This window comes from Acidovorax bellezanensis (genome assembly GCF_025421555.1).
GTDB classification, from domain to species: domain Bacteria; phylum Pseudomonadota; class Gammaproteobacteria; order Burkholderiales; family Burkholderiaceae_C; genus Comamonas; species Comamonas bellezanensis.
In genome coordinates this window covers 327,933-345,187 of record NZ_JAODYH010000001.1, presented here as the reverse complement: position 1 = coordinate 345,187, position 17,255 = coordinate 327,933, and the positions used below count along the sequence as shown (strand labels likewise).

The window sequence follows — 17,255 nt, the reverse complement described above, 5'->3', positions numbered from 1 at the left end:
ATCCGGCCGAGCACCGGCGGGGCAGGGCCCCTGTGGCTCGGCTTTCGCGCTTGACCGGCAAGCGCTTGGGTTGGACAGGGTTGCGCGTCAGACGCCTTCGACGCAGACCATGCGCACGATGGCTGCGCCTTCGCGCACTTCGCGTGCCTTGCGGTACTCGGGCGTCTCGTAAAAAGCCTGGGCGGCTTCGAAGCTGGGGAACTTGAGCACCACCGTGCGGCCGGGGTTCCAGTCGCCTTCGAGCACTTCGACCTGGCCGCCGCGCACGCAGACTTCGGCGCCATGGGCCTGCATGGCCTTGCTGCTCCAGATGCGGTACTCGGCGTACTGCTCGGGGTGGGTGACATCAATCGATGCAATCACGTAGCCGCTGGCCATGGTCAAGCTCCAAACTGGTTTTCGAGGAAGCCGTTGCGCTTGGTGATGTCGTCGAGTGCCACCAGCGTTTCGAGCAGCGCGCGCATGTGCTTGAGCGGCACGGCGTTGGGGCCGTCGGACATGGCGTTGTTCGGGTCCGGATGGGTTTCCATGAACAGACCGGAAACGCCCACCGCCACGGCCGCGCGCGACAGCACGGGCACCATTTCGCGCATGCCGCCGCTGGTCGTGCCGTTGCCGCCGGGCAGTTGCACGCTGTGGGTGGCGTCGAACACCACGGGAGCGCCGGTCTCGCGCATGATGGCCAGCGAACGCATGTCGCTGACCAGGTTGTTGTAGCCGAAGCTCGCGCCGCGCTCGCAGGCCGTGAAGGAGTCTGCAGGCAGACCCGCTTCCAGGGCTGCGGCACGCGCCTTGTCGATGACATTTTTCATGTCATGCGGGGCCAGGAACTGGCCCTTCTTGATATTCACCGGCTTGCCCGACTGGGCCACCGCACGGATGAAATCCGTCTGGCGGCACAGAAAGGCCGGCGTCTGCAGCATGTCGACGATGCTGGCCACATAGGGCACTTCTTCGACGGTGTGCACGTCCGTGAGGATGGGAACGTTCAGCTCCTTGCGGACCTTGGCCAGGATTTCCAGGCCTTTTTCCATGCCCGGGCCACGAAAACTCGTGCCCGAGGAACGGTTGGCCTTGTCGAAGCTGCTCTTGAAGATGAAAGGAATGCCCAGGCTGGAAGTGATTTCCTTGAGCTGTCCCGCCACGTCCATCTGCAACTGCTCGGACTCGACCACGCAGGGGCCGGCGATGAGGAAAAAGCGGTGATCCAGACCGACATCAAAGCCGCAGAGTTTCATGGGGGTATTCCTTTTAACAGTAGCGAGCGTCAGGCCTTGGCAGTGCTGGTGCGCTGCTTCTGGTGCTCCAGGGCCGCCTTGATGAAGGCGTTGAACAGCGGGTGGCCGTTCCAGGGGGTCGACTTGAACTCGGGGTGGAACTGCACGCCGATGTACCAGGGGTGAACCTTCTTGGGCAATTCGACGATCTCGGTGAGCTGCTCGCGCTGGGTCAGCGCCGAGATCACGAGGCCGGCTTCGCGCAGCTGGTCCAGGTAGTTCACGTTGGCTTCGTAGCGGTGGCGATGACGCTCGGTGACCACGTCGCCGTAGATGCTGTGGGCCAGGGTGTCAGGCTGCACGTCGGAGCTTTGCGCGCCCAGGCGCATGGTGCCGCCGAGGTCGGAATTCTCGTCGCGCTTCTTGATCGTGCCGTCCGCATCTTTCCACTCGTTGATCAGGGCGATCACCGGGTGGGCGCAGGTGGGTTCGAACTCGGTCGAATTGGCACCCTTGAGGCCGGCCACATGGCGTGCGTACTCGATGGTCGCAACCTGCATGCCCAGGCAGATGCCCAGGTAAGGCACCTTGTGTTCACGGGCAAACTGGGCGGTGGCGATCTTGCCTTCCACGCCGCGCGAGCCGAAGCCGCCGGGCACCAGAATGGCGTCGTACTGGGCCAGCTTCTCGGCCGCATGGCCTTCGATGGCTTCCGAGTCGAGGTGGTCGATCTTCACGCGCACATGGTTGCGCATGCCGGCGTGGCGCAGGGCCTCGTTGACCGACTTGTAGCTGTCCGACAGGTCCACATACTTGCCGACCATGGCGATCTTGACTTCGCCTTGGGGGTGTTCGGTTTCATGCACCAGATCGTCCCAGCGCTTGAGGCTGGTCGGGGGCGTGTTCAGGCGCAGCTTGTCGCAGACCAGGCCGTCCAGGCCTTGCTCGTGCAGCATGCGCGGCACCTTGTAGATGGTGTCCACGTCCCACATGGAGATCACGCCCCACTCGGGCACGTTGGTGAACAGCGAAATCTTTTCGCGTTCTTCCGCGGGCACGGGGTGCAGCGCGCGGCACAGCAGCGCGTCGGGCTGGATACCGATTTCGCGCAGCTTTTGCACCGTGTGCTGGGTGGGCTTGGTCTTGAGCTCGCCGGCCGTGGCAATCCAGGGCAGGTAGGTCAGGTGCACAAACGCCGAGTTGTTGGGGCCGAGCTTGAGGCTCAACTGGCGCACGGCTTCGAGGAAGGGCAGGGACTCGATGTCGCCCACAGTGCCACCGATTTCGCAGATCGCCACATCGACAGCGTCGGGCGTGCCAATGCCGGCGCCGCGCTTGATGTAGTCCTGGATTTCGTTGGTGATGTGCGGGATGACCTGCACGGTCTTGCCGAGGTAGTCGCCGCGGCGTTCTTTCTCGAGCACGCTCTGATAGATGCGGCCGGTGGTGAAGTTGTTGGACTGCTTCATGCGCGTTTCAATGAAACGCTCGTAATGACCCAGGTCCAGATCGGTTTCGGCGCCGTCGTCCGTCACGAACACTTCACCATGCTGGAACGGCGACATGGTGCCCGGATCCACGTTGATGTAGGGATCGAGCTTGATCAGAGTGACTTTGAGGCCGCGCGATTCGAGGATCGCAGCAAGGGAGGCGGAGGCGATTCCCTTGCCCAGGGAAGACACCACACCGCCGGTGACGAAGACAAATTTGGTCATGTCTTTATTGGTGTTGGTAAAGAAGGATTATAGATGCGCGCCCATTTCACCTGCCTGAACCCCAGCGGTTATCCCCTGTCCAGAGGCTGTTCATCTACTTGCCGAGTCTGCTAAATTAGGCACATGAAAGAGTTCGCTGGCAAACATCTGGTTCTGGGTCTCAGTGGAGGCGTTGCTTGTTACAAGTCGGCGGAGCTATGTCGGCTGCTGATCAAGGCGGGGGCGACCGTACAAATCGTCATGACCGAGGCGGCCGAGCAATTCATCACGCCCGTGACCATGCAGGCGCTGTCGGGGCGCACGGTCTATGGCTCGCAGTGGGACACGCGCGAGCCCAACAACATGCCGCACATCAACCTCAGCCGCGAGGCCGACGCCATCCTGATCGCGCCCTGCAGCGCCGATTTCGCGGCCCGGCTGGTGCAGGGCCGGTCGGACGAACTGCTGAGCCTGCTGTGCCTGGCGCGCCCCGTCGAGCGCGTGCCGCTGCTGCTGGCACCGGCGATGAACCGCGAAATGTGGGTCCATCCCGCGACGCAGCGCAATTTCGCCCAGGTGGCGCAGGACGGCGCAACGGTGCTGGGCGTGGGCACGGGCGAGCAGGCCTGTGGCGAGACCGGCGACGGCCGCATGCTCGAGCCCGCCGAACTGATGGAAGAGCTCAGCGCCTTTTTCGCCCCCAAGCAATTGGTCGGTCAGCACCTGCTGGTCACGGCCGGTCCGACGTTCGAAGCCATAGACCCGGTGCGCGGCATCACCAACCTGTCCAGCGGCAAGATGGGCTTTGCCATCGCCCGCGCGGCCCGCGAGGCCGGCGCCGAAGTCACGCTGGTGGCCGGACCGGTGCATTTGCCCACGCCGCGCGGCGTGCGCCGCATCAATGTGCAGTCGGCCGAGCAAATGCTCATGGCCGTGGAGCAGGCGGTGGATGCGGCCACGATCTTCGTCGCCACGGCGGCCGTGGCCGACTGGCGCCCGGCGCTGGCCTCGGAGCAGAAAATCAAGAAGGACGGTTCGGGCGAGGTGCCCGCGCTGGCCTTTGTCGAAAACCCCGACATCCTGGCGCGCGTGGCCCAGTCGCCGCGGGCCCGGGCCGGTCAGCTGTTCTGTGTCGGCTTTGCGGCCGAAAGCCATGACCTGCTGGCCCACGCCACGGCCAAGCGGCTGCGCAAGCAAGTGCCTTTGCTGGTCGGCAACATCGGCCCGGCGACTTTTGGCCAGGACGACAACGCCCTGCTGCTGATCGACGCCGATGGTCACCGCGAACTGCCCCATGCGTCCAAACGGGTGCTGGCCCAGCAACTGGTGGCCGATATCGCATCGCGCCTGCGCGCCGCGCCTGCCGCGCCACGCCGGGTCGGTGCGCAGGTGTTGGTGTAATGGGCTGGACTGAACTTCTGTCCGGCAGTCGCCGCCAAGGCGGGGAGACTTTCATGGCCCACGAAATCCACAATTACAACGGCCCGGCAGACGGCGACTATGCGCGCTATGTCGAGCAACTGCTGGCCAGCGCCGCCGCCCAGCGCCAGGTCCATGCCGACATGCCGGCGGCTTTGCGCGATGCCCGCGAGGCGCCTGGGCGCCCGCGCATTTCTGCCTCCGGAGCGCCCGTGCCTCCGCACCCTGTCAGCACAGCGCCCCGGTCGCAGGCCGTGGAGCAGCAAAAATCGATCTCGGCATTGCTGCCCTGGACCAAGCTGCTCCCCTTCGCCCTGTGGTTGCTGGTGGTGTTGGCCATGGTGTTCTGGCAAGGCGTGGCGCCCTGGCTGATCGGCATGCTGATCGTGGGGGGCATGCTGTTCAAGGGCGGGCGCAAGGCGCTGCCCGGCAAGGCGTTGCCCGGCAAAAAGCCCTGAACCCGGGGCGCCGGAAATTTCGGCGATGATGGCGGCCGCACCCTGCCGGGCGGCACGCGCTGCCCGGAGAATTCATCTCTTTTGATACAGATCCCAGATCGGTCCGCGTGCTTTAGTGCGCAGCCGGACCGGGGGACCATTCCATGAACGTTGACCTCAAGATTCTCGACGCGCGCCTGCGCGACAACATGCCTGCCTACGCCACGCCCGGCAGCGCCGGCCTGGACCTGCGCGCCTGCCTGGACGCGCCGCTGACGCTGGCGCCCGGCGAATGGCAACTGGTGCCCACGGGCATGGCCATCCACCTCGAAGACCCGGGCTATGCGGCGATGATCCTGCCGCGCTCGGGCCTGGGCCACAAGCACGGCATCGTGCTGGGCAATCTGGTCGGGCTGATCGACAGCGATTACCAGGGCCAGCTGATGGTCAGCGCCTGGAACCGCTCGTCCACGGCCTTCACCCTGCAGCCCATGGACCGCCTGGCCCAGCTGGTGATCGTGCCCGTGGTGCAGCCCAGCTTCCGCCTGGTGGAAGAATTTGCCGCTGCATCGGAGCGTGGCGAAGGCGGTTACGGCTCCACGGGCAAGCAGTAAGAATCCTGTCACCACGTTGTCGCCGCTATGAAAGTTGTGAGCAAGTGTCAAACCTGTAGGCGGCGGCAGCCTGTGCGCCGTTAAACACCAAAGGGCACACAGGTCGTTGGCATGGATCAGGTCCATACTGAAGGCCTGAAGTCCATTGACCCAGGTGTTTTTGGCATTTCTCCACAGGAGACTTTCATGCAAGTATTTGAACGTTGGGGCCGGATGGTTGGTGCGGGTGCGATGGTCGCCGCGCTGACCGCCTGCGTGGCTTACCCGCAAGGCGGCTACAACCAGGCTGGCTATCCCGTGGGCGGTCAGCCCACGACGTCTTACCCTGTCACTTCCTATCCCGCGACCGGATATCCAAGCACCGGCTATCCCGTCCAGAACGGCAACAATGCCTGGGGCAATCAGGGTTACCAGGGCAATCAGGGTTACCAGGTGCAGCAAGGCCGCATTCTCAATATCGAGACCGTGCGCGTGCAAGATTCCAGCGGCATCGGGGCTGGTGGCGCCATCGCCGGTGGTTTGCTTGGCGGCGTAGTGGGCAACCAGGTCGGCAAGGGTTCTGGCAAGACGCTGGCCACGATTGCCGGCGTGGTGGGCGGTGCCCTCGCGGGCAATGCCGTGCAGAACAACATGGGTGGCGGCAGTGTGCGCGACATCTACCGCGTGACCGTGCAGCTCCAGGACGGCAGCGTGCGGGCGTTCGACTACCAGCAGCCGCCGCAGTTCAATATCGGCGAATACGTACGCATTGACGGCAACCAGATCTACCGCTGAATCTGGTCAAAGTAAAAAGGGACTCCGCGGAGTCCCTTTTTTTTAGTGAACCGTGTCGTTGCCCGGTGCCTGGGGCGGCTGGATGCGGAAAAAGCCCGTGCCGGCGCTGCCGCGGCCGATTTCCTCTTCCGTGGCTTCACGCACGCCTTCGACCTTGAGGTGCAGGCGCAGCGCAATGCCGGCCAGCGGGTGATTGCCGTCGAGCACCACATGTTCGGGGTAGATGTCGGTGACGGTGTAGAGCGCTTCCTTGGGCGCTTCGGCGCTCGTGCCCTGGGGCAGGGCATGGCCTTCGAACGTCATGCCTTCTTCGATCTCCGCCGGGAACAGGCCGCGCGGCTCAAGGAAGATCAGTTTTTCGTTGTAGTCGCCGAAAGCGTCTTCGGGCTCGAGGTGCAGGTCCAGCGTGGCGCCCATGCCGTGGCCTTGCAAGGCCTCCTCGATGCGTGGCAGCAGGTCATCGCCGCCGATGAGGAAATCCACCGGCTCTTCGAGCACATCCAGCTCTTCGCCCAGGGTGTCCTTGAGGGTCCAGGTCAGAGCGACCACGCATTGTTGTTTGATGTCCATCGGTTTGCAGCCTTGTGCAGTCAGCCCTGTACACAGGGGAAGTAGGAAAAGGCCGCCCGCATGGCGAGCGGCCCGTATGGCCTGATTTTCCCACGCCGGCCAAGGCCGGCATGCCGCGGCGGGCATTCGCGGCCCGCCGCGGCTTTAGAACGGGTAGTGGCGCGGGGTGGTCTGCATCGTAATCCAGCGCGTGTCGGTGAAGGCGTCGATGCCGGCCTGGCCGCCGAAATGGCCGTAGCCCGAGCTTTTCACGCCGCCGAAAGGCATCTGCGCTTCGTCATGCACGGTGGGGCCGTTGATGTGGCAGATGCCCGATTCGATGCGCGACGCCACCTGCCAGGCGCGCGCGGTGTCGCGGCCGTAGACCGCGGCCGACAGGCCGAACTCGTTGTCGTTGGCGATGGCGATCGCTTCCTCGACATTCTTCACGCGCACGATGGCCTTCACGGGGGCGAAAGTCTCCTCGTAGAAGATGTCCATCGCCGAGGTCACATGGTCGAGCAGCGTCGCGGGCATCAAGGTGTTGCTGGCCTTGCCGCCGCACAGCAGCTTCGCGCCCTTGGCGAGCGCGTCGTCGATCAGCGCGTTGACGCGCGCTACCGTGGTCTGGTCCACGACGGAGCCGAGCACCACCGGGCCCTGGCGCGGGTCGCCCAGCGGCAGCGAAGTGGCGCGCGCGACCAGCTTGGCGATGAATTCTTCGGCGACTTTCTCGTCGACGATGATGCGCTCGGTGGACATGCAGATCTGGCCCGAGTTGGCGAAGGCGCCGAAGGTCGCGCCGGCCACGGCTGCGTCGACATCGGCGTCGTCGAGCACCAGGAACGGCGCCTTGCCGCCGAGTTCGAGGATGGCGGGCTTGAGGTACTTGGCCGCGGTCTGGCCGATGATGCGGCCCACGCGCGTCGAGCCCGTGAAGTTCACGCGGCGCACGGCCGGGTGGGCGATCATGGCTTCGACCACGGTGCCTGCATCGGCGGGCGCGTTGGTCACGAAGTTCACCACGCCCGGCGGCAGGCCGCCTTCCTGCAGCGCCTCGATGATCAGGCCGTGGGTTGCGGGGCACAGCTCCGAGCCCTTGAGCACCACGGTGTTGCCGCAGGCCAGCGGGGTGGCGATGGCGCGCACGGCCAGGATGATGGGCGCATTCCAGGGCGCGATGCCCACGACCACGCCCGCGGGCTGGCGCACGGCCAGCGCGACGCTGCCGGGAACGTTCGAGGGAATGACCTGGCCGCTGATCTGCGTGGTCAGCGATGCGGCTTCGAGGAACATGTCGGCCGCGAGGTGCACGTTGAAGCCCGCCCAGATGCCCGACGAGCCGGTCTCGGCCGCCATGGCCGCGGCAAAGGCTTCGCCCTTGGCTTCAATGGCCGCGGCAGCTTTCATCAACAGGCCGCGGCGCTCGCCCGGGCCCATCGCGGCCCAGGCGGGAAAGGCCTTGGCCGCGGCGTCGATCGCGGCGCGCGCGTCGTCGGCGGTCGCGGCCGGGGCGCGCGTGGCCACCTGGCCGTCGAGCGGGTTGCGGCGCTCGAAAGTCGCGCCTCCGGTGGCGCCCACGGACTGGCCGCCGATCAGCATTTGTTGTTCGATCATGGAACTTCCTTCACAAAAAAATCAGTGGGCTGCGCCCAGATATGCCTTGCGGACTGCCGGGCTGGCCTGCAATTCTGGGGCGCTGCCCTGGCCTACAACAAGCCCGGTTTCCAATAGATAGCCGCGGTCGGCGATCGCCAGGCTCTGGCGCGCGTTCTGCTCGACCAGCAGCACGCCTACGCCCAGCGTGCGGATGCGCGCCAGCGCCGCGAACAGCTCCTTGCACATCAGCGGCGACAGGCCCAGCGACGGCTCGTCGAGCAACAGGATATCGGGCGCCGACATCAGCGCCCGGCCGACGGCCACCATCTGCTGCTCGCCGCCGCTCATGGTGCGCACGGTCTGCGGCATGCGCTGGGCGAGCTTGGGGAAAAGGTCGAGCACGCGCGCCAGGCTTTGCGCCTCGAGCGCGCGTGCGCGCCGCGGCTGGGCGCCGAGCTGCAGGTTCTCGCGCACGGTCAGATCGCCGAACACGCCGCGCCCTTCGGGCACCAGGGCCAGGCCGGCTTCCACCACCTGATGTGCCGGCAGGCGCGTGAGCTCCTGGCCGGCCAGCAACACGCTGGTGCCGGCTTGCGGCACAAGCATGGCGCCCAGCGCCTTGAGCAGCGAGGATTTGCCCGCGCCGTTGGCGCCCAGCATCACCACCAGCTCGCCCTTGGCCACTTCCAGCGACACGCCCCGCAAGGCCTGGTGCTTGCCATAGGCCACGGACAGATTGCGCACTTCAAGCATGGGCGGCCTCCTGGGTGTCGTCGCTGCCCAGATAGGCTTCGATCACGCGCGGGTCGCTGAGCACTTCGCGCGTAGCGCCGTCGGCAATCTTCGCGCCGGTATTCATCACCACGCAGCGGCTGCACAGCGCATGCACCGCATCCATCACGTGTTCGACCATCAGGATGGTCATGCCTTCGCCCTGCAGCGCGCGTATCAAGTCAATGCCCTGCTGCAGCTCCGTGGGGTTGAGCCCGGCCAGCCATTCGTCGAGCAGCAGCAGTTGGGGCGCGAGCGCCAGGGCGCGTGCGAGCTCCAGGCGCTTCTGGTCGATATAGGTCAGCTCGCTCGCGGCCAGCTCGGCCTGGGCACCCAGGCCCACGCGTTCCAGCAGCAGCTGTGCCGCATGCTCGGCGGCGCGCCCATGCAGGCCGCCGGGGCGAAACGCCAGGCCCGCGGCCACGTTGTCGCGGCAGTTCATGCCGCCGAGCACGCGCACCAGCTGGAAGGTACGGGCCACGCCCAGGCGCGCGATCTGGTGGCTGGCCAGGCCGCTGATGGTCTTGCCCTGGAAGCGCACTTCGCCTGCATTGAGCGGCAAGGCGCCCGAGACCAGATTCATGGCCGTGGTCTTGCCCGAGCCGTTGGGGCCCAGCAGGCCCACGACTTCGCCCGCATGCACGTCAAACGACAGGTCGTTGACGGCGACCAGGCCGCCAAAGCGCTTGGCCAGGCCTTTGAGCTCCAGCAGGGGCGCCGTCATTGCGGGCCTCCGCTCTTGCTCTTGCGCTGGCGCAGCCAGCCCGAAATGCCCTGGGGCACGGCATACACAATGACCATGAAGACCAGTCCGACGAGGATTGCAAAGTGGTTGGGGAAATGGGCCGACAGAAATTCGAACAGCAGCACCAGCGGCACCGCGCCCAGCAGCGGGCCGAACAGGCTGCCCGCGCCGCCGAGCAAGGCCATGATCAGCGTCTGGAACGAGATCGCCGGCGCAAAGGCAATCGTCGGGTCGAGATAGGTCCAGCGCGGCGCCATGATGGCTCCGGCCACGGTCATGAAGGAGGCGCTGAGCGTGAACAGCAGCACCTTGACGCGCGTGGTGTTGATGCCCACGTGCCGGGCCACGGTCTCGTCCTCGCCGATCACGCGCAAAGCCAGGCCCAGCCGCGTGCGCGCAATCCAGGCGCGCAGGCCCAGCACCAGGGCCAGCAGCACCAGCAGTTGCCAGTAGATGTCCTGGGCCGTGATGTCGACGAACACATAGCGCCCCAGGTCCTTGGTGATGTTGACTTCCCACCAGGTCACGAGCTGCTTGGTCAGCTCGGCCAGGCCGAAGCTGAAGATCACGAAGTACACGCCCGACAGCCGCAGCGTGGCCAGGCCGACGACCAGCGCCATGGCCACGCCCACGCCCAGGGCGATCAGCAGCACGGCCGCCCAGGGCAGGGTCTCGCCGAACACGGCCGTGGTGTAGGCGCCGACGCCAAAGAAGGCCACGGTGGCCAGCGAGACATAGCGCGTCGGGCCCGAGAACAGCGCCCAGGCCGAAGCCAGCACGCTGTACATCAGCACGCTGATCAGCAGCGACAGGTAGTAGTCGTTGTGCATCCACTGGGGCACCGTGGCCAGCAAGGCCAGGGCGAGGGCGCCTGCGCCCCATGCCATGCATTCGCGGCGGCTCATCGTGCGCCCTTTCCAAACAGGCCCGTGGGGCGCAGCAGCAGCACGCCCAGGAACAGCGCGTAGTTCACCGCCAGCGTCAGGCCCGGGTCGATGAAAGTGGCGACCAGCGTTTCGGCAAAGCCCAGCATCAGGCCCGCGACCAGACAGCCCAGCAGGTTGCCGACGCCGCCCATGATCACCACGATCAAGGCCTTCATCGCGAACATGGTGCCCATGGCCGCGGAGAAGGGCAGGAACATGCTGACCAGCACGCCCGAAGCCGCGACCATGGCGCCGCCTATGCCGAAGGCCAGGGCCGCCGTGTGGCGCACGTCGATGCCGACCAGCGGCGCGAAGCGCGGCGCCACCGACACGGCGCGCACCACCGTGCCCATGCGGGTGCGGGTCAGCAGCAGGTACAGGCCCAGGCCCAGCGCGACGGCCACGCCCAGCACCAGCAGGCGGTTGGCCGCGACCGTGCTGCCCAGGATCTGCACCGGCGTCGAGAGGTAGGAATAGCTGTGGTAGTTGCCGCCGAAGGCGACCATCATCACGCCCTGCACCACGAACATCAGGCCGAAGGTGGCGAGGATGGAGTCCACTTCCAGCGCCGGGCCGGAGCCGGTGCGGCGCACCAGCGGCGTCAGCAGCAATTGATAGACCAGCCACTGCACGATGAAGCCCAGGGGCAGCACCAGCAGCAGCAGCAGCATCAGAATGGGAGACAGGCCCCAGGCGGTCACGCCCAGGTAGGCCAGGAAGGCCGGCGCGATCAGGAACTCGCCATAGGAGAGATTCATGATCCGCGCCACGCCGTATTGCAGGGTCAGCCCCATGGCGATCAGCCCGTAGAGGCCGCCCAGGGTGCTGCCCGCGAGCAGGATGTCGAGGAGGTTCATGGTGTCAGGCGGCCGCGCAGCGCCGGGCACTGCGCGGCTTGGCTGCAGTTACTTCCATGCCGGCTTGGGAATCACCGCCGGCTTGGCACCCGCGCGGTTGCTCGGCGCAATGCCGTAGAACTCGCCGCCTTGCCACTGGCCCACGTACCAGAGCTTGGTCAGCATCTGGTTTTCGAGCTTGATTGGGCCGATGATGGTGTCGAACGTGCCGGTCCTGATCTCCTGCGTCACGGCCGCGCGGTCTATCTTGCCGACGCGCTCTATGGCCTGCTGCAGCACCTGCAGCGTGGTGTACTGGATGGTGCTGGCGAAGCGGTCGGGCTCATGGCCGGCCGATGCCTTGTGGCGCTGGAAGTAGTCCTTGACGGCCGGGGCGTCGAAGTCCACGCCGCCCGGGGCCATGATGCCTTCGGTGGCCGCGCCGAACTTGGCCTTGAACATCGGGAACTGCGTGCCCACGCCGGTGAACATCACTTTGGGATTGAGGCCGTTGACGCGCGACTGCTCGGTGATCAGCATGGTGTCGGGCGGGTAGGAGTAGGCGATGAAGACATCGGCGCTCTTGCTCTTGACCTCGGTCAGGATGGGAGTCATGTCCTGCGTGCCAATGGGATAGCTCTTGTCGTAGACCAACTCGAAGCCATGCTGCTTGGCGGCCTTGCGGGTGGCGTTGGCCAGCTCCACGCCAAAGCCGTCGGCGATGTTGATCATGGCGATCTTGTTGCCGATCTTGCCTTCCTTCTTCGCGGTCTCGAGGTAGCTCACGAGCGACTCGGCGTAGCCCGCGCCCGTGCCCAGGAAGAAGAACGCATGTTTCCAGCGCTTGGCCAGTTCGGGCGCCTTGTCGGTCACCGCGGTCGCGGCCAGCAGCGGGTATTTGTGCTTTTCGTAGGTCGGGCCCACCGCCAGGTTGCTGCCCGTGCTCCAGGGCGGCAGCACGAAGTCCACCTTGTCCTGGGTCATCAGGCGCTCGGTGGCGCGCACGGCCTCTTCGGTGCTGGAGCGATCGTCGTATTCCACGACTTCGATGGGCACGCGCTTGCCGTAGGCCTTGAGCATGATGCCGCCCGCGGCATTGATCTCCTTGACCCACAACTGGTAGTTGGGCGTCACGGTGGCGGCCGTACCGCCGGCGTTGTGGCCGGTCTTGGCGATGGCCCAGCCTATGCGCACGGATTTGGGGGCTTCCTGGGCCAGGGCCAGGGGCGCCAGCGCGGCCAGGGCGGCCGCAGCAGTCACCTGCTGGAGCCAGAAACGTTTGCTGTCTGTCTTCATGCTTTTGTCTCCTTGGTCGCCCTTTGGCTGGGCGTGCATGGATGCTAGAAGCAGACGGTGGGCGGGGCTGTGCTGTGCATGCACTAAGTGCTTGACTGAGCGTGCACGGAACTCAGGGTTTTCCTGCGGCGCCGGGTGCGGGCCGGTCCCGGGATAATTGCCGGTTCCGACGTTTGACACCACGCTGCAAGGCAGGAGACCGCACATGAGCAGCATCTTGACAACGGACGGCCTGTCGGCCCAGGACGCCGTGCCCGCATGGCAGGACTGGATGTCCAAGCTGTTCGCCGGCCTGGGCAGCGACCTCTATGGCGACACGGTGTTCGAAGGCCATATCCAGCGCTCGCAGGCCGGTGCCGTGATCATGACCCGCATCGAGGCGGCGCGGCATCGCGTGATCCGCAGCGTCCAGGGGCGGCGCTCGCACGACGCGGATTACGTGAAGATCGTCGCGCCCTGGCAGGGGCTGGCGGCCGTCAGCCAGCAGGGGCGCGAGGCCAGCGCGCGCAGCGGCAGCTGGGTGATTTACGACACCAGCCAGGCCTACGAAGTCGCCAACCCCGAATGGTCGGAGCACCTGATCGTGATGCTGCCGCGCCAAAGCCTGGTGCAGCGCGGCATCCGGCTCGAAGGCCTGATGGGCCGCAATGTGGGCGGCGCCTCGGGCATTGCACGCGTGGCGCTCGAGGCCATGCGCAGCACCTACCAGGAGCTGCCGACCATGGGGCCGGCGCTGGCCGAGCGCGCGGGCGAGCTGCTGATCGATCTGGTGCACTTGTCGCTGCAGGAGCTGTCGGGCCGCGGTACGGCCGTGACCCAGCAGGAAGCGTTCAAGGACCGCATCCGGGCCCATGTCGTGGCCCATGTGCGCGACGCGCGCTTGAGCATCGACGACATCGCCCTGGCGATGAACTGCAGCAAGCGCCACCTCTACAACGCATTTGCCGACGAGTCGCTGACGCTGGCCGCCTGGATTCAGCAGCTGCGCCTCGAGCTGTGCATGCGTGAGTTGCGCGACATGCGCGGCGCGCAGCGCACCATCACCGACATCGCTTTTGGCTGCGGTTTCAGCAACAGCGCGCATTTCAGCCGGGCTTTCAAGGCCTATACCGGCATGGCGCCCAGTGATTTTCGCATGTTGAAACTAAGCACCCCCTGAGCGACTTCGTCGCTTCCCCCTGAGGGGGACGACAGCCTCGCTGCGGGGCGGCCCTTGCTCGCTGTCCCCTTGCTGGGCCGCGCCAGTTTCATAGGCTGTGAGCGATAACGTGCCTGCACTTCGCAGAGGTTTGGGGCGGTTTCTTGTTGCATAGGACAATAGCCCCCATTCTTAGATCGCGAAATAGCTGACTGCCATGGATATTGACCAACCCCTCGCCTTGCTTGGCGGCCTGACCGCTTCCCAGTTCATGCGCCGCCATTGGCAAAAGAAGCCCTTGCTGGTGCGCCAGGCCGTTCCCAACATGGTGGCGCCCGTGGGGCGCGACGCCTTGTTCGCGCTGGCCGGCCAGGATGGCGTCGAGTCGCGCCTGATCTGCCAGCAGAAAAAAGGCTGGACCATGGGCCACGGCCCGTTTGCGCGCAAGGAGCTGCCGGCGCTGAGCCAGAAGGCCTGGTCGTTGCTGGTCCAGGGCGCGGATCTGCACGATGCGGGCGTGCATGCCTTGCTGCAGCAGTTCCGTTTCGTGCCCGAAGCCCGTCTCGACGACTTGATGATCAGCTTCGCCACCGATGGCGGCGGCGTGGGCCCGCACTTCGACAGCTATGACGTGTTCCTGCTGCAAGCCCATGGCACGCGCCGCTGGCGCATAGGCCAGCAAAAGAACCTGCAATTGCAGGAAAACGTGCCGCTGAAGATCCTGGCCGAGTTCGAGCCCGAGCAGGAATTCGTGCTGGAGCCGGGTGACATGCTGTACCTGCCCCCGCGCTATGCCCATGACGGCGTGGCCGAAGGCGAGTGCATGACGTATTCGATCGGTTTTCGCTCGCCCGGCCGCGATGAGCTGGCGCGCGAGCTGCTGCTGCGCATGTCGGACGAGCCCGACGAGCCAGAAACCCCTGTGCTGTACCGCGACCCCAAGCAGGAAGCCGTGACCCATCCGGGCGAAATTCCAGCCAGCATGGCGGAGTTCGCGCGCAAGGCGCTGGAGCGTGCGCTGGCCGAGCCGCTGGCGCTGGAGCGGGCGCTGGGAGAGTACCTGACCGACCCCAAGCAGAACGTCTGGTTCGAGGCCGGCGAGGAGGGCGTGATGCTGGAGAGCGTGGTGCTCGACCGCCGCACGCGCATGATGTATGACGCGCGCCACATTTTCATCAATGGCGAAAGCTATCTGGCGGGTGGTCGCGATGCCAAGCTGATGCGCCTGTTGGCCGACCAGCGCGCGCTGTCGGCGCGTGACCTGGCGCGGGCCAGCGACGATGCGCTGGAGCTGCTGTCGGCCTGGCATGAGGCGGGCTGGGTGCGCTGCGCAGAGTGAAGCGCAGTCGAGGGCGGCATTTTTTTGCAGAAATGGCCGCGCTCTTGTCAGCGCCGGAGGGCGTTGGCGCGTTAAGTAAACAGGTGCTGCACTGGCCTGCGGTACCTGCGGTTTACGCGTACGGCAGAAATTTTGTGGGCAAATGTAGAAGTGTTGTCAGGATTCGTCAGGATTGACGAAATCTCCCTATAATTGCTCGCTGTGTCGCAGTTATTTTTTCTTGCGACTCTGCCGGAACGTTCCGTGGCTGCAAGAGGCTGGCCGTTAATGGCATATCGAATTCTTACTGCTCCTCAATTAGGAAAACTGACATGAAGACATCTTTCGTTCTGGCTACCGTGATCGCTGCTGCTGCCCTCGTCGCTTGCGGCAAGAAGGAAGAAGCTGCTCCCGTGGCCGCACCTGCTGTTGAAGCTCCTGCTGCTGCTCCCGCAGAAGCCGCTCCTGCTGCTCCTGCCGCTGACGCTGCTGCTCCTGCAGCCGCCGCTGCTGACGCTGCTGCTGGCGCCGCCGGTGCTGCTGCTGACGCTGCTTCCGACGCTGCCAAGGCTGCTGCTGATGCTGCCAAGGCTGCTGCTGACGCTGCTGCTCCTGCCAAGTAATACTTGCGCCGCAGGGAGTCGGTTCACCGGCTCCTTGTCTGGCAAAAAGGCCTCGATCTTCGGATCGAGGCCTTTTTTTATGTCTGTAGCTCGCCCCTGCGCGCGGGCATGAAAAAAGCCACCGCAGGCGGTGGCTTTCGGGGCAGGCCTGGTGACAGGCGCTGCGGGTTTTATTTCAGATCGTCGGTCAGCACGCGCGTGATGCGCTGGGCGTTGGTCGAGGTTTCGGGTACGCCGGCCGAGGTCAGCACCGAGATGGTCGAGCGCTCGCCTTCGCCGCGCACCTGGATCTGGTACTTGACGGGAGCCGAAGCTTCGCCCGACTTGCTGAACAGCTTGTTGAGGAAGCCGCCCGAGGCCTTTTGCGCTTCGGGAGAGACATAGCGCACGTAGTAGATGCCACGGCTGCGGTCACGGTCTTCGACGGTGAAGCCGGTGCGGTCCAGGGCCAGGCCCACACGGCGCCAGGCGCGGTCGAAGCCTTCGTCCAGCAAGACCACGGGAGCGTTGTTCAGGGTGTCCAGGCGCGCGCTGGGCGCGGGCGGTGCGGCCTGCACGGAAGCCGCGGCGGCCTTGGATTGCTCCTGGCTCAGGCCCAGCTTGACCATCATGCGGCGCATGAACTCGGTTTCGAGCTCATGGTCGGCCGCGCGTGGCTGCCAGACGGTGCCGTCTTTTTCCTTGGTGGTATAGACCTCTTGCATGCCGCGGTGCGTGACATAGATTTCCGTGCCGCCGTCGGCCCGGCGCTCCAGGCGGGTGCGGAACTTGTCGCGCTCGCCGGTGGAGTAGAGCGAGTCGAACACCTTGCCCAGTGCCGAACGGATCACATCCTGGGGCAGCTTGGCGCGGTTTTCGGCCCAGTCGGTTTCCATGATGCCCAGCTTGGCATCGTCCTGCACCAGCACAAAGCCGTTTTCCAGCCAGAACTCGCGCACCGGATCCCAGAGCTTGTCGGCGGGGCGCTGGATGACCAGCCAGCGTTCGCCGCCGCTGCGCTCGATGCGCACATCGCCGACGGTGTTGACCACGGTCTGCGCGCCGGTAGGCGCTTGCGCGGCCTGGCCGGCCTGCAAGGCATTGGCCGACACCACGCCACCAGGCACGGCATAGCGCGTATCGCGGGTGAGCTGGTTGAGGTCGGGCGGTACTTCCAGTGTCGGGGCCTTGGTGGCGCTCTTGTAGTCGATCTTGTCCGACTCGAACGTGGAGCAGGCGGAAAGCGCCATGGCCAGGCCGACAAGGCCCAGACGTGCAATAGTTGGTTTCACGCGAAAAATCCTCGGTGCTCAGGTAATG

18 protein-coding genes are annotated in these 17,255 nt (G+C 65.5%); 7 read left to right on the top strand and 11 right to left on the bottom strand.

What is annotated here, in order from left to right; genetic code table 11:
* Positions 1-87 precede the first annotated feature (87 nt).
* From N0K08_RS01505 to N0K08_RS01495, 3 genes are read right to left on the bottom strand one after another with little or no spacing between them, the layout of a single operon-like run.
* Positions 88-378 carry a DUF1330 domain-containing protein gene (locus N0K08_RS01505; RefSeq protein WP_261498221.1) on the bottom strand — a complete coding sequence of 97 codons (291 nt, stop codon included), beginning with the start codon at positions 376-378 and terminating at the stop codon, positions 88-90.
* A 2-nt stretch (positions 379-380) separates the two neighbouring features.
* Positions 381-1,238: a 3-deoxy-8-phosphooctulonate synthase gene (kdsA, locus tag N0K08_RS01500; protein ID WP_261498220.1), complete on the bottom strand. Its 858-nt coding sequence runs from the start codon at positions 1,236-1,238 to the stop codon at positions 381-383.
* A 29-nt stretch (positions 1,239-1,267) separates the two neighbouring features.
* A complete protein-coding gene (locus tag N0K08_RS01495) occupies positions 1,268-2,932 on the bottom strand; it encodes a CTP synthase (protein WP_261498219.1) in 1,665 nt (554 codons plus the stop codon).
* 123 nt (positions 2,933-3,055) lie between these two features.
* On the opposite strand from N0K08_RS01495, the gene coaBC reads away from it, so the two are divergent.
* The 4 genes from coaBC (at position 3,056) to N0K08_RS01475 (ending at position 6,155) form a co-directional block, all read left to right on the top strand.
* Positions 3,056-4,312, top strand: coding sequence for a bifunctional phosphopantothenoylcysteine decarboxylase/phosphopantothenate--cysteine ligase CoaBC (coaBC, locus tag N0K08_RS01490; RefSeq protein ID WP_261498218.1), 1,257 nt, complete (start codon positions 3,056-3,058; stop codon positions 4,310-4,312).
* A gap of 53 nt (positions 4,313-4,365) precedes the next feature.
* Complete coding sequence (locus N0K08_RS01485) at positions 4,366-4,788, top strand: hypothetical protein (protein WP_261498217.1); 423 nt, start codon at positions 4,366-4,368, stop codon at positions 4,786-4,788.
* A gap of 143 nt (positions 4,789-4,931) precedes the next feature.
* Entirely contained in the window at positions 4,932-5,381 is a 450-nt protein-coding gene (gene dut / locus N0K08_RS01480; protein ID WP_261498216.1) for a dUTP diphosphatase, read from the top strand.
* A 186-nt stretch (positions 5,382-5,567) separates the two neighbouring features.
* The gene (locus N0K08_RS01475) at positions 5,568-6,155 is read left to right on the top strand and encodes an outer membrane lipoprotein (RefSeq protein ID WP_261498215.1); all 588 of its coding nucleotides are present in this window, start codon (positions 5,568-5,570) and stop codon (positions 6,153-6,155) included.
* Positions 6,156-6,197: 42 nt separating this feature from the next.
* On the opposite strand, the gene N0K08_RS01470 is transcribed toward N0K08_RS01475, so the two are convergent.
* From N0K08_RS01470 to N0K08_RS01440, 7 genes are all read right to left on the bottom strand, one after another.
* Positions 6,198-6,725: an FKBP-type peptidyl-prolyl cis-trans isomerase gene (locus N0K08_RS01470; RefSeq protein ID WP_261498214.1), complete on the bottom strand. Its 528-nt coding sequence runs from the start codon at positions 6,723-6,725 to the stop codon at positions 6,198-6,200.
* Between the two features lie 144 nt (positions 6,726-6,869).
* Positions 6,870-8,321 carry an aldehyde dehydrogenase gene (locus tag N0K08_RS01465; RefSeq protein ID WP_261498213.1) on the bottom strand — a complete coding sequence of 484 codons (1,452 nt, stop codon included), beginning with the start codon at positions 8,319-8,321 and terminating at the stop codon, positions 6,870-6,872.
* Positions 8,322-8,342: 21 nt separating this feature from the next.
* Positions 8,343-9,056 (bottom strand): ABC transporter ATP-binding protein, encoded by a 714-nt coding sequence (locus N0K08_RS01460; protein WP_261498212.1) that lies wholly within the window; start codon positions 9,054-9,056, stop codon positions 8,343-8,345.
* A complete protein-coding gene (locus N0K08_RS01455; RefSeq protein WP_261498211.1) occupies positions 9,049-9,798 on the bottom strand; it encodes an ABC transporter ATP-binding protein in 750 nt (249 codons plus the stop codon). Before N0K08_RS01455 ends, N0K08_RS01460 begins: the two co-directional genes overlap by 8 nt.
* On the bottom strand, positions 9,795-10,724 hold the full coding sequence (locus N0K08_RS01450) for a branched-chain amino acid ABC transporter permease (protein WP_261498210.1): 930 nt from the start codon (positions 10,722-10,724) through the stop codon (positions 9,795-9,797). Before N0K08_RS01450 ends, N0K08_RS01455 begins: the two co-directional genes overlap by 4 nt.
* Positions 10,721-11,602, bottom strand: coding sequence for a branched-chain amino acid ABC transporter permease (locus N0K08_RS01445; RefSeq protein WP_261498209.1), 882 nt, complete (start codon positions 11,600-11,602; stop codon positions 10,721-10,723). Before N0K08_RS01445 ends, N0K08_RS01450 begins: the two co-directional genes overlap by 4 nt.
* Positions 11,603-11,650: 48 nt before the next feature.
* On the bottom strand, positions 11,651-12,877 hold the full coding sequence (locus N0K08_RS01440) for an amino acid ABC transporter substrate-binding protein (RefSeq protein WP_261498208.1): 1,227 nt from the start codon (positions 12,875-12,877) through the stop codon (positions 11,651-11,653).
* Between the two features lie 205 nt (positions 12,878-13,082).
* Between N0K08_RS01440 and N0K08_RS01435 the strand changes: the two genes are divergently transcribed.
* The 3 genes from N0K08_RS01435 (at position 13,083) to N0K08_RS01425 (ending at position 16,068) form a co-directional block, all read left to right on the top strand.
* The gene (locus tag N0K08_RS01435; RefSeq protein WP_261498207.1) at positions 13,083-14,036 is read left to right on the top strand and encodes an AraC-like ligand-binding domain-containing protein; all 954 of its coding nucleotides are present in this window, start codon (positions 13,083-13,085) and stop codon (positions 14,034-14,036) included.
* A gap of 196 nt (positions 14,037-14,232) precedes the next feature.
* Entirely contained in the window at positions 14,233-15,354 is a 1,122-nt protein-coding gene (locus N0K08_RS01430; protein WP_261498206.1) for a cupin domain-containing protein, read from the top strand.
* 408 nt (positions 15,355-15,762) lie between these two features.
* Positions 15,763-16,068, top strand: coding sequence for a hypothetical protein (locus tag N0K08_RS01425; protein WP_261498205.1), 306 nt, complete (start codon positions 15,763-15,765; stop codon positions 16,066-16,068).
* A 58-nt stretch (positions 16,069-16,126) separates the two neighbouring features.
* On the opposite strand, the gene bamC is transcribed toward N0K08_RS01425, so the two are convergent.
* Positions 16,127-17,227: an outer membrane protein assembly factor BamC gene (gene bamC / locus N0K08_RS01420; RefSeq protein ID WP_408642886.1), complete on the bottom strand. Its 1,101-nt coding sequence runs from the start codon at positions 17,225-17,227 to the stop codon at positions 16,127-16,129.
* Positions 17,228-17,255 lie beyond the last annotated feature (28 nt).

Excerpts from the sequence above, each read along its gene's own strand:
- kdsA (WP_261498220.1), bottom strand. The coding sequence starts at position 1,238 with ATGAAACTCTGCGGCTTTGATGTCGGTCTGGATCACCGCTTTTTCCTC.
- N0K08_RS01495 (WP_261498219.1), bottom strand. The coding sequence starts at position 2,932 with ATGACCAAATTTGTCTTCGTCACCGGCGGTGTGGTGTCTTCCCTGGGC.
- N0K08_RS01470 (WP_261498214.1), bottom strand. The coding sequence starts at position 6,725 with ATGGACATCAAACAACAATGCGTGGTCGCTCTGACCTGGACCCTCAAG.
- coaBC (WP_261498218.1), top strand. The coding sequence starts at position 3,056 with ATGAAAGAGTTCGCTGGCAAACATCTGGTTCTGGGTCTCAGTGGAGGC.
- N0K08_RS01430 (WP_261498206.1), top strand. The coding sequence starts at position 14,233 with ATGGATATTGACCAACCCCTCGCCTTGCTTGGCGGCCTGACCGCTTCC.
- N0K08_RS01445 (WP_261498209.1), bottom strand. The coding sequence starts at position 11,602 with ATGAACCTCCTCGACATCCTGCTCGCGGGCAGCACCCTGGGCGGCCTC.
- N0K08_RS01485 (WP_261498217.1), top strand. The coding sequence starts at position 4,366 with ATGGCCCACGAAATCCACAATTACAACGGCCCGGCAGACGGCGACTAT.
- N0K08_RS01440 (WP_261498208.1), bottom strand. The coding sequence starts at position 12,877 with ATGAAGACAGACAGCAAACGTTTCTGGCTCCAGCAGGTGACTGCTGCG.
- N0K08_RS01505 (WP_261498221.1), bottom strand. The coding sequence starts at position 378 with ATGGCCAGCGGCTACGTGATTGCATCGATTGATGTCACCCACCCCGAG.
- N0K08_RS01455 (WP_261498211.1), bottom strand. The coding sequence starts at position 9,798 with ATGACGGCGCCCCTGCTGGAGCTCAAAGGCCTGGCCAAGCGCTTTGGC.
- dut (WP_261498216.1), top strand. The coding sequence starts at position 4,932 with ATGAACGTTGACCTCAAGATTCTCGACGCGCGCCTGCGCGACAACATG.
- N0K08_RS01465 (WP_261498213.1), bottom strand. The coding sequence starts at position 8,321 with ATGATCGAACAACAAATGCTGATCGGCGGCCAGTCCGTGGGCGCCACC.
- N0K08_RS01450 (WP_261498210.1), bottom strand. The coding sequence starts at position 10,724 with ATGAGCCGCCGCGAATGCATGGCATGGGGCGCAGGCGCCCTCGCCCTG.
- N0K08_RS01435 (WP_261498207.1), top strand. The coding sequence starts at position 13,083 with ATGAGCAGCATCTTGACAACGGACGGCCTGTCGGCCCAGGACGCCGTG.
- N0K08_RS01475 (WP_261498215.1), top strand. The coding sequence starts at position 5,568 with ATGCAAGTATTTGAACGTTGGGGCCGGATGGTTGGTGCGGGTGCGATG.
- N0K08_RS01460 (WP_261498212.1), bottom strand. The coding sequence starts at position 9,056 with ATGCTTGAAGTGCGCAATCTGTCCGTGGCCTATGGCAAGCACCAGGCC.